We start from the raw sequence: 15055 nt of genomic DNA on the forward strand, positions 1-15055 counted from the left end.
ACCCCAACCATAAGGGTATTTCCCACAGCAACCTGTCTTTTTCCAAAATCCATACTTAACACTAAACCATGAAAGTATTTTTCAAACTGCTGCAAATTGCCATTATCGCGCTTCCATTGCTAGCCATGCGTGCCGACAAGCCACTTCGAGTCGTTTTCTTCGGCGATTCCATTACCCAGGCGGGCGTGAGCCCTACCGGCTACATTACCAAGGTGGGTGAAATGTTAAAATCCAAAGGTCAGGAAGGCCAATATGAACTCATCGGCGCAGGTATCGGCGGTAACAAGGTGTACGACCTCTATTTAAGGCTGGAAGATGATGTTTTGGCTAAAAAGCCGGATGTGGTATTCATTTATGTGGGTATCAACGATGTTTGGCACAAAGCATCCTCCGGTACCGGTACCGATCCCGACAAATATGTGAAGTTCTACGAGGCTTTAATCAAAAAATTGAAAGCCCAGAATATCCGCGTGATCGTCTGCACGCCGACGGTCATCGGCGAGCGCAATGACAATTCCAACCAGCAAGACGGTGATTTGAACCAGTATTCCAAACTGATCCGCGAAATCGCGACGCGGAACAACCTGCAACTCCTCGACCTGCGCAAGCATTTCCTCGATTACCTGGCTAAAAACAACCCGGAAAACAAGGAAAAAGGCATTCTAACAAGCGACCGCGTGCATTTGACCGAGGCCGGCAACCAGTTTTTGGCGGAGAAAATGCTGGAAGCTTTGGAGCAAAAATAAGTTTGGTATTCCGAATACTTGAATCGATCCCGGGAATCTGTTTCCGGGATTTTCTTTTTTTCAGGCATCTATTTTGCCGTTTAATAACCGCTAACGTCACCTGATCATTGGTTTCGGGAAGAAAGTAGGATAAGTACAAAATTGAAATCGGGGCTGGTCCGCCCCGGTTTCACACTTCACTTATTCTAAATTTTCACCTATGAAACAATCCCGTAACCTCCTTTCCCAGTCCGTCGCGACGGCCGCTCTTGCCCTTTTCGTTTACACACTTTACATTCATTTTCAGCATTATTCTCCTATCCAATCGCGACACGGAAATAAGCCAACCGCCTCCGCTCGAAATGTACCCAGCGAATCGAACAGGATTCCACCCGGCCTTTCGGGAACCATCGCCGACGGTGAGTACCACATTTCCTATGATCATGAGAAGCATACCTTCCAAAGCCCGAACCGCCGGCATAACCTTCGGGCCCGCTATCGACCGGGGCATTTGACGATTCAAAACCGCACCGGTTCTTCGGGCCGGCAATTCTCTCTCACATTACAAAACGAGGGCATATTCGCAGACGGACGTCTAATCCACAAGCCTGGCCCCGACGCTCAGGTTGAAACGCGAGAAAACCGGCTGCAAATTTGTCACGACGGATTTATAGAGGAGTTTATCAACGATCAGGCTGGCGTAAGGCAGAATTTCATCATCCACCAGGCGCCAACAGACGCACAACAATTGCAGGTGGCACTCACAGCCAATGGCCTGCGGGCAATCTCAAAAGGGGAGAGTGAATTATTATTCTTCTCAAAATACGATGCGTCTCAACCAACCCTTATTTACCGTGACCTGCGGTGCTGGGATGCAGAACAAAGGCCGCTCACAGCGCATTTGACGGCCCATAACGAACATATTCAAATCACCGTTGACGTCGCAAATGCCACTTACCCGGTCACCATCGATCCGCTTGTCGTCAATGGTGGTCCGGGAAACGCCGACGCACTTTTCGAATCAGATCAGGCCAATGCGCTATTGGGCTTCTCGGTTTCTTCTGCAGGGGACGTCAATGGGGACGGTTACAGCGATATTCTCGCAGGCGCACCGCATTACGATCATGGCGAGACTGACGAAGGCGCGGTTTTTCTCTATTACGGTTCGGCCAACGGACTCAATCCGGTTCCCTATCTTTTTGAGAGCAACCAGGCGGATGCCGAGATGGGTCACTCGGTATCGAATGCAGGCGATATCAATGCCGACGGATTTGGTGACATTGCCATCGGTGCCCCTTCTTACGACAAAGGGCAGAACGACGAGGGGGTAGTTTTCGTCCATCTCGGTTCCGCAAACGGTATCAAACCCAACCCTGTCGCCATTCTGGAAGGTAATCAGCCGGAAGCGAAATTTGGCATATCCATCGCCTTGGCTGGCGATATCAATGCCGACGGTCACAGCGATTTGCTGGCAGGTGCCAACCATTTCGACCAGGGACAAGTGAACGAAGGCGCCGTATTCGTTTTTTATGGTTCCAAATCGGGTATCCTACCCAACAAGGTTACAACACTGGAAATGAATCAGCCCAATGCCATGATGGGATCCGCGGTGGCCGGGGCCGGGGATTTAAATGGCGATGGTTTCAGCGACATCGCAGTGGGAGCGCCATTTTACGATCAGGGACAAACCGAGGAAGGCGGCGCATTTGTATATCTCGGGTCAGCCAGCGGGCCGGTTAATCTTCCTGTAATCATTCAAAGCGATCAGCCGTTCGCGCATATGGGCAGTGCCCTGGCATGTGCGGGTGATATCAATGGGGATGGTTATTCAGACATCATTGTCGGTTCCCCGCATTACGACAAGGTATTCAAAGATCAGGGGTTGGCAAGCATCCATTTCGGCTCGGCGATGGGAGTCGCGACCACCCCCTCCATAGAATTTGCCGGAAAACAAATGGAAGAGGAATTCGGCTACCCGGTCGCCTGCGCGGGCGATGCCAATGGCGACGGATACGCCGATGTGATGATTGGCAGCCGCTACCAGGGCAAAGGATTGGCCGACGAAGGCGTCGTTACCATTTATGCCGGTTCCTCGGCAGGACTTGCTAAAAAGCCATTATCTATCCTAAAAAGCAACCAGGCCAATGCATTGCTGGGCTGGTCGTGCGCGAGTGCGGGAGACATCAATGGCGATGGGTTTAGCGATATCATCGCAGGCACACACCTGTATGACCACGGACAAAAGGATGAAGGTGCAGTCCTCGTGTGGCATGGAAGCGCCACCGGGCCCGACACCGTCAACGTCATCGCATTGCTCTCCGGTCAGCCGGAATCTGCATTTGGCTATACCGTTTCGGGTGCGGGGGATGTGAATGGGGATGGTTATGATGATGTGGTAGTCGGTGCGCCGCGTTATGACAACGGACAAAATGACGAGGGCGCTGCATTTATTTTTTTGGGCAATTCCAATGGTTTAAATCAGATCCCTGCCACGATGCTGGAAGCAGACCAGGCTGAGGCTGGCTTCGGCGCTTCGGTGTCGGCCGCGGGCGATGTAAACGGCGATGGTTATGGGGACATTATCGTCGGTGCCATGCATTACCACAATGGCGAAGATGAAGAAGGCGCTGCATTTGTTTATAGCGGATCTCCCGCCGGCATTAACCCAAATCCTGTAAAACTCGAAAGCAATCTCACCGGCGCCTGGTTCGGGTGTGCCGTCGCACACGGGGGCGACCTCGATGGGGATGGCTATTCAGATATCCTTGTAGGAGCGATGAATTATTCCAACGGTGAATCCGGAGAAGGTGCTTGCTACATCTTCCCTGGCTCAGCCACAGGCCCCGATGTCGCCGGTAAACGCATCCTCGAAAGCAACCTCGAAGACGCCCGGATGGGCAACTCCGTCGCAGCGGCCGGTGACCTGAATGGCGACGGGCATGACGACATTGTGATAGGTGCTTACAGCGTCGGGGATTATGATGCGGGTGCGATATTCATCGGCTATGGTCAGGGAAACACATTGGCTTCGCTTACGACCGAACTCATTAAGGGTATCCACGACCAGGCGCATTTCGGCTGGGACGTTTCGGGTGCAGGAGACGTTAACGGGGACGGTTTCCAGGACCTGATCGTCGGAGCACACAGTTATGATAACGGAGACGGTGCTGCGTTTCTGTATTACGGCTCTCCCTCTGGAATTATGCCTTTGAATGTTACAGAGCTACATTCTCACGAAACCGCAATGGCGGCGGCCATGGGGGAATCCGTCGCAGGCGTGGGCGATCTGAACGGTGACGGTTACGGCGATGTCGCAGTCGGCGAACCCTGGTTTATAGATGAAAACACCTCGGTAACTACGGGAATGACGATGATTTTTTATGGCACTCCAACCGGTATCGGAACCAGCCCGCAACGCATTACCGGCAATCTGAATGACGAATTCGATTTCTTTGGCTGGGCAGTAAGCGGCGCCGGGGATTTGAATGCAGATGGGTACAGCGACATGCTCATTGGCTCACCCAATTTCAGCTCCGCCCAAACCGACGCCGATGCGGCTTTTGTCTATTATGGGAACAACGGCACCGGTTTACGGAACACCCTCCGGCTTTACAATTCCGACCTCACGACCATACTCAACCAAACCCAAAAGAGTAAAGGCGACTTTGGTATCGGCCTTTTCGCCAAATCTTTCCTGGGCCGCAACCAGGGAAAACTCGTGTGGGAATCCATCGCCAGTGGACAGGGCTTTTCAAAAGGAGCCAACAATACAATCACGACCAGTACGGTTATTGGTGGTACTCAAAAAGGGTTCAGCCATTTGTTATCGAATGGTGTTGAATTAAAAAATCTGATTCTCAAACAGGGGATTTCCACAAAGGTGCGGGCGCGGGTGAAGTATAGTCCTGTGGTGGCATTGACTGGCCAAACCTATGGCCCGTGGCGTTATCTGCCTGCTGATCTGATGGGCAACAGCACTTCCCCGTTACCTGAAAAGGCTTTGAGCGATATGTCGGCGACCATCAGGAGAAAGACAAATACAGACGTTGCTCAGCCGGACGGGTTTAGCGTTTACCCGAATCCAACTTCTGATCTTCTTCATATTTGGCATGAACGTCCTGAACTGGTGAGCGGCATTAAATTGCTTAACCCGGACGGTAAATTGGTAATTGATGTCGCAAATCTTAATGCGCCCATCAATGTGAAGAATCTTACTGCCGGTACTTATTTTCTGACCATCATGAAAACTGACGGCACGCGCACCACCTGCAAAATCCTGATACGCCGCTGAATGCGGAGAAAAAGAACAATGTATTAATAAGGTTTAGGGTAATGCAAAAGGCGTTCGCGAGGTTCGTGAACGCCTTTTTATTTGGAGCCTTGATCGCTCGGAAGAACTTATCACCAGGAAATTAATCCCACAACTTGCCGGGATAAACCCCAGCCGCATGCAAAGCATTCAGCGAAGCCTGTACCGTTGGCTTATCTTCCGGATACGTAACCCCGAACCAGTCGGAAGCGATGCGGAATACGCGGCAGTCGCCGAGGCCGCTTTTGATGATGTGGGTCATCACGGTCGGGATGTAGAATTCGGCTTTGGGGGTATTGATATTTTCGCGGGCATATTTGTCGAAAAGGTCTTTGGTAATGGGGAACATCGACGGTTTAAAGCCCCAGAAGTTCATCGACACCGGTGTTTCGGGCGCAAGTTCGGTGCGGGTTTCGCCTTCTTCGAAATAGATGACGCCGTTGTCTTCAAAGATTTTGGTACGCTCGACGACGGATTCGAGGTTATGGTCTTCGCGCTCGACGCAAATGCCGCGGGAAACGGTGCCGTTTTCGGATAGCGTGCGTTTCAGCTCGTAGCCGATCATCGCATGTTGCTTGTCGTTGGTATCGTTTTGAAGAAAATTAGCCATGGTTTCGAATGCATCGCGACCGTAAAAGTCGTCGGCATTGATTACTGCAAATGGCGTATCGGTCTGTTCCCAGGCGCAGAGCGTGGCATGCCCGGTGCCCCAGGGCTTGGTGCGTTCTACGGCACCCAAATCTTCCGGAACATAGGATTGAATGCCCTGAATGGCGAAGTCGAAATCGATTTTACCTTGCAGCTTTGGCGCAAAAATAGCCTCGGCACTTTCCTTGATCTCCTGGCGTACGATAAATACTACTTTTCCAAAACCTGCGCGAATGGCGTCGTATAAAGAATAATCGATGATGGTTTCTCCGTTGGGACCGAACTGGTCGAGCTGCTTGATACCTCCGTATCTGCTACCGATGCCGGCAGCCAAAATCAAAAGAGTTGGTTTCATTCAAATGGATTTAAACGTTCCTTAATGTGGTGTGTAAAAGACGGTTCAAATTAAATCCATTCAAAACGATAAAAAAAACGCGTCCCGGGTTTCGGAGCGCGTTTTTTCAAAATAAAATATTTTAATAATTTAACTATACCGCGAAGCTTTCGCCGCAACCGCAAGTACGTGTGGCGTTTGGATTGATGAACTGGAAGCCCTTCCCGTTCAGTCCGTCGCTGAAATCAAGGGTCGTTCCGGCGAGATACAGCAGGCTCTTCTTGTCAACGATAATCTTCACTCCCTTGTCTTCAAAAACCATGTCATTCGGCTTTGAATCCGAGTTGAATTCCAGATTATAGGTCAAACCCGAACAACCGCCGCCAAGTACGCCGACGCGAATCTGATAATCTTCATCAAAACCGTCAGCCTTGCGGAGTTCTACAATTTTGTTTTTGGCTGTATCGCTTACCGTAACCATTTCTCTAATGTTTTATTACCTGTACGTTTTAACGCATTTTTGGAACCTGAAAGTTCACATTCCGATCAAAAACGCAATTCAACCATTCATTTCCCCGTTCCACGGCGGCTCATTCCAAAATGACCGCCCCACCCTGGTTAATGCCGGAAACGTGCACCGCCGACTCAATCCCCGCGCTAGCAAACCGTGCTTGCATCGCTTTCCCGGCGTTTTGAGCATTTTCGATGCCCCGGCTCAATGCAAACATCGATGGCCCGGAGCCAGAAATACTGCATCCCAAAGCGCCATTGGAAATGGCCGCCTGCTTTACGTCTTTAAATTCAGGAATCAGGATCGAACGGACGGGTTCGATGATCACATCCACCATCGAGCGGCTGATCAGTTCGTAATCTGCCTTCATAAGGCCTGCTACCAAACCGGCCACATTGCCCATTTGGGCGATTGTATTTTTCAGGGAAACTTCGTTTCGCAAAATGAAACGGGCGTCCTTGGTATTGATCTCGATATCAGGATGCACGAGGGTGCAATAAAGATCGTCGGGCACCGGGATCGTAAATATATCCAGCGGATTATAGCTTCGGATCACGACAAAGCCTCCCAGCAATGAAGGCCCCACATTATCCGCATGCGCCGAACCGGAAGCAATACGCTCACCTTCCATAGCAAACGGCAAAAGCTCACCGCGACTCAGCGGATTACCCAGCAATTCGTTCATCGCCACCACACCAGCCACCGCACTTGCCGCGCTGGACCCCATTCCACTACCCAAAGGCATATTTTTACGCAATACCACTTCGCAGCCCAGGTCGCTGATGCCCAGGTGTTTCAGCAAAGCCAGCATGACCACCGTCACTGAATTCTTTTCCGCCTGGCGTGGCAACCGCCCTCCGTCGCCCGTAATTTCCGTTATGACAACGCCCGGTTCGTCACGCCTGATCAACTCAACCGTATCCCCCGGCTCCTGAATGGCAAACCCGAAAATATCAAACCCACACGACACATTAGCGACTGTCGCCGGCGCAAAAGCTTTTACTGAATTCACTGTAAATGGTTGTTTTCTATCCCAAATAGCTACTGATACTCATGATATCCGCGAACACGCCCGAAGCGGTCACTTCCGCGCCGGCGCCTGGTCCTTTGATCACGAGCGGACGGTCTTTGTAACGTTCGGTGGTGAAGGACACGATGTTGTCGCTGCCCGAGAGCGTGTAAAACGGATGCGAGGCGTCCACAGTTTTGAGCTCGATGGTCGCTTTGCCGTTTTCGAGCGCTGCGATGTAACGTAGTTTCTCTCCTCTGGCCTCGGCTGCTGCCTGCATATCGGCGAAATAGGCGTTTGAAATTTCCAGCTCACCAAAAAAAGCATCCACTGTCGGCGCGTTCAGGCAGTTCCCAGGCAGGATTTGTGAGATTTTCACTTCCTCCGGCTCCAACGGCACACCTACTTCCCGAGAAAGAATGAGGATTTTCCTACCTACGTCGGCTCCGCTTAAGTCGTCGCGCGGGTCAGGTTCGGTGAATCCTTTCGCTTTGGCTTCTTTCACGATGTCCACAAAACGGTTGTCGCCTCCGAAATTGTTGAATATATAGGATAGCGTTCCCGAAAGGATTGCTTCTATTTTCAAAAACTTGTCGCCGCTCGCCATCAACCCCTGAATCGTGTTGATGATAGGTAAGCCTGCGCCTACGTTGGTTTCATACAAAAACTTCACCCCGCGCTGCAATGCGGTGCGCTGCAATGCAATGTATTCCGAATAGCTGCCGGAGTTCGCGACTTTATTAGGTGTTACCACGCTGATACTCGCATCCAGGAGCATGTGATAGTATTGCACAATGTCCTTATCCGAAGTACAATCCACAAAAACGCTGTTCGGCAGGTTGAGCTCGATCATGCGCTGCACGAATGCAGGCAGGCTCGTCTTCACGCCCTCGTCCATCACACGGTCGCGCCAGTTTTCAGGTTTGATGCCGTCCGGGTCCAGGAGCATTTTTTTAGTATTGGATAAACCGGCGATATTCAGGTTCAGCAGCTTTTCGTCACGCAAGAACTTTGTCTGATTACGGATTTGCTCGATCAGCGTACTGCCAATAAGCCCTACCCCGACGATAAACAGGTTCAACGAGCGCGTTTCCGATTGGAAGAACACCCCATGAATCGCGTTCAGTGCTTTGGAAAGGTCGCTTTTTGAGATAACCACCGAGATATTCAGCTCGGAAGACCCTTGCGCAGTGGCCACCACATTAATACCGTTCTTACCCAAAGCCGAAAACAACTTGCCTGAAATACCGGTATTCTTTTTCATTCCCTCGCCCACGATGGCGACGATCGAAAGGTTTTTTTCTACCGAAATGCCATCAATATGGCCAAGACCGATTTCGGTAGCGAATTCCTTTTCCAGGACATCAATCGCTTTCTGGGCGTTTTTCGGGTCGATCGAGAAACAGATCGAATGCTCCGAAGAAGCCTGCGAAATCAGGATCACGCTGATGGCATTGTTGGAAAGGGCCGTGAAAAGGCGCCCGGAAATACCGGCCACGCCGATCATCCCGCTACCCTGGATATTCACCAGCGCGATCTCGTCGATCGACGAAATCCCTGTGATCACATATTCCTTACCGTTAGCCGATTTCTGAACATAAGTTCCTTCGAAACCCGTATTGAATGTATTGAGGACTTTTAATGTAATGTTCTTTGCAAATGCCGGCTGCAAACTTGGCGGGTAAATCACCTTCGCACCGAAATGCGACAATTCCATCGCTTCCGCATAGGAAATGGACGGGATCGTGAATGCATTCGCGACCTTGCGCGGATCGGCGGTCATCATACCGTCGACGTCCGTCCAGATCTCGATCGAATCGGCTTCGAGTGCCGCGCCGACGATGGAGGCCGTGTAGTCAGAGCCGCCGCGTCCGAGCGTCGTCGTTACGCCTTCGGCAGTGGACGCGATAAAGCCGGTAATGCATTGCAGTGCCGTGCTTTTCGCGAAATGCTCTAATATAAGATGGTTAGTTATTTCAAAATTGACATCGCCCATGCCATAAGCAGCATTGGTGCGGATAACCTGGCGTGCATCGCAAAATTCCGCAGCTACGCCTTTGCTTTTGAGAATTTCAGTGATTACGAGCGTAGAAAGCCGCTCACCGAAGCTCATAATGAAGTCGAGGGTACGTTCTGACAGTTCCCTGATCCAGGAAACGCCGCGCAGAATATCTTCCAGCTCATTGAAAAGGCCGCGCACAGCCGCAAATGTGCTGCTCTGGTTTTTTACGGGAATCAGGCCCCGCACTACCGCAAAATGCCGCTCCTCAACGCCCTTCAAAAATTCGACATATTCCGTATTGCCGGCGGCCGCCATTTTCCCGATTTCGATCAATCTGTTCGTGACCCCGCCCATGGCAGAGAAAACGACCGCGATGCGTTCGCCTTTTGACAGATTTTCTTCGAGGATACTGATTACCGTTTTGATGCTGTCGACCGAACCGACAGAGGTGCCGCCAAATTTAAGAACCTTCATTTAAAGCTATATTCGAAATATGCGAATGTGAACGGCACAGGACCGCTCATTTTGAACAGAATGCAAATATAGCAATTCAAACGCCGCTTACTTTCAATAATAGCCCTAAATGCAGGGACCGTCCTGGATTTCGCAGGGCAATAAAAACCACCGATCCCCGCCGCACTCACACTCAGCAACTTGCCGCCCAATGTTACTCCATATAAACATGCTGATTTTTAATATAAAATTTTAAACAAAATCATTTTTATCGTGGAATATTTCATTAAAACATTTTTTCTCGATCATATATTTTTTGAAATTAATTAAAAATAGAAGATTCTTCTGTTTTAATAAGAATACCTAACTGTTTCACTCCATTACTTAATCAATCATGAAGAAAGTCTTTACATTAGGCTTCCTGCTTCTCCTGCTATTCCTTACCGGGGCAGGTTTTGCGCAGGACCTGGCTATCAAAGGCAAAGTGCAATCGGCCGACGGGTACCTTCCCGGAGCCAGCATCCTCATCAAGGGCACTAGCCGTGGCAGCACCACGGACGCCAACGGCGATTTCACCCTCACCTCGCCGGCCAATGCAACCCTCGTGGTTTCGTTTATCGGATACAAAACACTGGAAATCCCCGTGGGCTCGAAAACCGTCTTCGACATTATGCTCGAAAATGACGCGACGCAGTTCAATGAAATCGTCGTAACGGCACTCGGCATCGCCCGTGAGAAGAAGGCATTGGGCTATGCGGTGCAGGAAGTGAGCGGCAAAACGCTCACGCAGGCACGCGAGACAAACCTCGTCAACTCGCTTTCAGGGCGGCTTGCCGGTGTACAAATTACCAATTCCAATGGCGCACCGGGCTCCTCGTCGCGGATGATCATCCGCGGGGCCAGCTCAATCGGCAGCAACAACCAGCCATTGTTTGTGGTGGACGGCGTACCGGTAGACAACAGTAACTTTGGCTCGGGTACGGGTATCGATTATGGCAATGCGGCAGCGTCGATCAACCCGGACGACGTGGAGTCGATCAACGTATTGAAAGGCCCGAGCGCCGCGGCGCTTTACGGCTCGCGCGGAGCGAATGGGGTGGTTTTGGTAACTACCAAAAGCGGTAAGGGCACGAAGGGGATCGGGGTTTCGGTCAACTCAAATACAGCTTTCGAAAGCCCGTTCAGATTGCCTGAATGGCAAAACGAGTACGGTCAGGGAGCCGCAGGGCAATTTACTTATGTGGATGGCAAAGGCGGTGGTAAGGGCGACGGGGTGGACGAAAGCTGGGGACCCAGATTGGATGGCCGCCTTATCGCACAATTCGATTCGCCGATCGCCGCCGACGGTACCCGGACTCCCACACCCTGGATCGCGCATCCCGACAATGTGGACAAGTTTTTTGAAACCGGCAGAACGCTTACCAACAGCGTGGCGGTGACGGGCTCCAACGACAAGGCCGATTTCCGGCTTGCATTCACCAACCTGGACCAAACGGGTATTTTGCCAAATACCAACTATAAACGACGAACAGTTTCACTGAATGCCGGCTGGAACCTCACCAGCAAACTGAGCATCCGGGCAACGGGAAACTACATCAAAGACGGCTCAGACAACCGTAACAACTTCGGCCTCTATTTCATATGGTTTGGTCGCCAGGTGGATATGGACAAGCTGAAAGCCTACAAAAAGCCGGGTAGCATTTATCAGTACAACTGGAACGACAATTACTGGACAAACCCCTATTACCTGCTCAACGAGAGCACCCGCGCGAACGAAAAAGACCGGCTTTACGGCAATTTTTCGGCAACGTACAAGTTCGCCGACTGGCTGTCATTGACCGCCCGGACAGGTACAGATTTCTATGAAGACCGACGCAAGACCAAAAGTGCCGCACGCCAGGCTATCATTGGAACCTCGGCGCTTTACGACGCTTATAATGAAGAACAAATCTTCGTTCGGGAATCTAACTCCGACTTCCTGCTCAATGCGACCCACAAGTTCGGAGATTTCGACATTACCGCGAATATTGGTGGAAACCACCGGACAAACTATGCGCAACGCAACTATATGGGTGCCACTGAATTGGCGATCCCGCGGGTTTACAACTTCGGAAACTCCCGCCAGAAACTGGTCGGCGAAAACAGCTACATCAAAAAGACGGTCAACAGTCTTTACGCAGCTGCCAACCTTGGCTTCCGCAACTACCTTTTCCTCGATCTGACTGCAAGAAACGACTGGTCGAGCACACTGCCGTCCAATAACCGCTCTTATTTCTACCCTTCCGCGGCGGTGAGCGCGATCGTGACAGACATATTCGACATTAAGTCGTCGGTTTTATCTTTTGCAAAAATACGCGCCGGTGTAGCCCAGGTTGGAAATGACACTGACCCTTATCGTCTGGTAAGTACCTACAAATATGAAAACGCGTGGGGAAGCACACCAAGCCTGTCGGAGAACAATGCGATGCTGAATGCGAATTTGAAACCTGAAATCACATCTTCCTACGAGATTGGTGCGGATATCAGGCTTTGGCACAACCGTGTAGGCCTCGATGTTACCTACTACAACAAGGTTTCGAAAAACCAGATCCTGGATGTTAACATTTCCAACGCAACCGGGTTCTTGTCCAAATTGCTGAATGCGGGTAAGATCAAAAACTCGGGTATCGAGATCCAGCTGACTGCAACGCCTGTGAAGCTCGACAAGTTCTCATGGGATATCGGTTTAAACTGGGCGAAGAACAACAACAAGGTGGTTGCGCTGGACGGAGGGCTCACTACTTACCAGCTGAACACCAGCTATAATTCATTGACCCAGGCGACATCAAGCAACAGTTTCAGAGGATTGTCGGTTGAAGCCCGCGTGGGACAGCCTTACGGCACATTCTTTGGTAAAGGCTTCCTGCGCGCGCCGGACGGCCAGATTGTGTACGACAGCCAGGGGTATCCGATGATCGACCCTGTAAGCCGTGTGCTCGGCAGCTTTACGCCGAATTGGATTGGCGGCATTTCCAACACATTTACCTACAAAGGCTTTTCGCTCAGCACGCTCATCGATATGAAACAGGGCGGGGACATTTTCTCGCAGTCTATCAATATCGGCAGGTATACCGGCGTCCTGAAAGAAACCACTTTCGGGCGCGAGGATGGTGTGGTCGGACAAGGTGTGGTAAATATCGGAACCTCGGCCGCTCCCGAATATGTGCCTAACGAGAAGCGCATTTCATCGGAAGAATACCATCACAAATACTACCTGCTGACCAACAACGAAAACACCATTTTCGATGCGAGCTATATCAAGCTACGGGAGGTAAAGCTTACCTATATGATTTCCGGAAAGGTGTTCAACAAGCTGCCGTTCCGCGACATCGCTATTTCCATTGTTGGACGCAACCTGGCACTGTTGAAGAGCAATCTGCCGCATATTGATCCTGAAACCAGCTATTACAACGACGGTAACCTGCAAGGGATCGAAAACGGGCAAATCCCGACCACCAAGACCATGGGCTTTAATATCAGTTTCAACTTATAGGATAATTTTTCGAGACGATGAAAAAGAAAATATATTCATTGGGCATTTCGACGCTGCTTTCGCTGACGATTATCTGCGCAACGAGCTGCACCAGCGATTTTGACACCATTAATACGAACAACAACAGCGCTGCCACCGGCACCGCCGATCTTTTCCTGCCGCACGGCATCCAGAGTGCGGTCGATATTTATTGGGGCGGTTCGCTGGGAATGGATATCGGCGACGGCTATTCGCAGCATTGGGCGCGGATCCAGTACACGGACATTGATCAATACACGGTCTCAAGCGACGTGTACACCGCAGCATGGCAGGGATTGTATGTGGAATCACTCGCGGATTATCAGCGCATTTACAAAATCGGCAAAGAGTCGGGTAACGTCAATTACCAGGCGGTGGCGGTGATATTGCGGTCGTGGGCGTTCATGCTCCTCAGTGACGTGTACGGCGATATCCCTTATACCGATGCGTTGCAGGGGCTGGAAGGAAACCTTTTGCCTAAATATGATAAGCAAAAGGATGTTTACGCGGGCATTGTGGCCGAGCTTAAATCGGCCGGAGAGACTATCAACACATCCGACAAAAGTATGGCGATCGCGGGCGATATCCTCTTCAATAATGACCTTTCCAAATGGAAAAAATTCGCGAACTCTCTGAGCTTGCGCGTGCTAAGCCGCATGATCGATAAAGCCGACGCGCCCATCGACGTAAAGGCCGAAATCACCCGGATTTTGAGCGATCCCGTCAAATATCCCGTGATCGCCTCCGTGGCCGATAACATTCAGCTCAATTACCTGGATGCCACCAACAACCAGAATCCGGTGAATGTAAACCGGAAAACACGCGACGACCACCGCGTAAGTGCCACTTTGGTGAACAAATTGAAAGATTTGAAAGATGCGCGCCTGCCCATTTACGCCAACAAACCGGTATTACGCGACGAGTACACGGGGGTCCCCAATGGACTTTCCTCCTCACAAGCAGGTAAGCTCGGCCTCGACAGTACTTCCAGGGTTGGCAGCTACTTCACGGGCCCCACTGCCCCGGGCGTTGTCATGAGTTATGCGGAGCTGTTATTTCTTAAAAGCGAGTTTGCCTACAAAGGAATAGCGGCGGCCGGCGACGCAGCTAAAAACTATTCGGATGCCATTACCGCATCATTTGCCCAGTACAAATTGGCCATTACCCCTGAATACCTCAGTGCGAATGCCTTGAAACCAGGGGCAGCCGGTTTCACACAAATTATGGAGCAAAAGTGGATCGCATTGTACGGGCAGGGACTCGAAGCCTGGACAGAATTCCGCAGGACAGGCATCCCCGACTTGAAACCTCCTGTATTGAATACCAACCAGAATGTCATTCCCACGCGGCTGCCTTACCCGAACTCGGAAGAATCGCTGAATTACCAAAATTTCTCAGCGGCCCTTACCGCCCAGGGAGGCAAGAATGACATGAAAATGAAACTTTGGTTTGCGAAATAATGCAGGCTTAAAGTCCTAAAAAGCAAAACGGGTCGGATACGTGCGGTATCCGGC

8 protein-coding genes are annotated in these 15055 nt (G+C 51.0%); 4 read left to right on the forward strand and 4 right to left on the reverse strand.

What is annotated here, in order from left to right:
* Positions 1-68: 68 nt before the first annotated feature.
* Together IEY24_RS24120 and IEY24_RS24125 are read left to right on the forward strand one after the other, a co-directional pair.
* Entirely contained in the window at positions 69-746 is a 678-nt protein-coding gene (locus IEY24_RS24120; RefSeq protein ID WP_188936947.1) for an SGNH/GDSL hydrolase family protein, read from the forward strand.
* Positions 747-945: 199 nt separating this feature from the next.
* Positions 946-5016, forward strand: coding sequence for an FG-GAP-like repeat-containing protein (locus IEY24_RS24125; protein WP_188936953.1), 4071 nt, complete (start codon positions 946-948; stop codon positions 5014-5016).
* A 121-nt stretch (positions 5017-5137) separates the two neighbouring features.
* Here the strand turns inward: IEY24_RS24125 and IEY24_RS24130 are convergent, their stop codons facing one another.
* The 4 genes from IEY24_RS24130 to thrA form a co-directional block, all read right to left on the reverse strand.
* The gene (locus tag IEY24_RS24130; protein ID WP_188936957.1) at positions 5138-6037 is read right to left on the reverse strand and encodes a nucleotidyltransferase family protein; all 900 of its coding nucleotides are present in this window, start codon (positions 6035-6037) and stop codon (positions 5138-5140) included.
* A gap of 133 nt (positions 6038-6170) precedes the next feature.
* Positions 6171-6497, reverse strand: a complete 327-nt coding sequence (locus IEY24_RS24135; protein WP_188936959.1) for a HesB/IscA family protein — start codon at positions 6495-6497, stop codon at positions 6171-6173.
* 109 nt (positions 6498-6606) lie between these two features.
* Positions 6607-7539: a homoserine kinase gene (locus tag IEY24_RS24140; protein ID WP_188936961.1), complete on the reverse strand. Its 933-nt coding sequence runs from the start codon at positions 7537-7539 to the stop codon at positions 6607-6609.
* Between the two features lie 16 nt (positions 7540-7555).
* The gene (gene thrA, locus IEY24_RS24145; protein ID WP_188936963.1) at positions 7556-10012 is read right to left on the reverse strand and encodes a bifunctional aspartate kinase/homoserine dehydrogenase I; all 2457 of its coding nucleotides are present in this window, start codon (positions 10010-10012) and stop codon (positions 7556-7558) included.
* A gap of 373 nt (positions 10013-10385) precedes the next feature.
* On the opposite strand from thrA, the gene IEY24_RS24150 reads away from it, so the two are divergent.
* Complete coding sequence (locus tag IEY24_RS24150; RefSeq protein ID WP_188936970.1) at positions 10386-13523, forward strand: SusC/RagA family TonB-linked outer membrane protein; 3138 nt, start codon at positions 10386-10388, stop codon at positions 13521-13523.
* Positions 13524-13540: 17 nt separating this feature from the next.
* Positions 13541-15001, forward strand: a complete 1461-nt coding sequence (locus IEY24_RS24155) for a SusD/RagB family nutrient-binding outer membrane lipoprotein (protein WP_188936972.1) — start codon at positions 13541-13543, stop codon at positions 14999-15001.
* Positions 15002-15055: the final 54 nt, after the last annotated feature.

It is taken from the genome of Dyadobacter endophyticus (genome assembly GCF_014641595.1).
GTDB classification, from domain to species: domain Bacteria; phylum Bacteroidota; class Bacteroidia; order Cytophagales; family Spirosomataceae; genus Dyadobacter; species Dyadobacter endophyticus.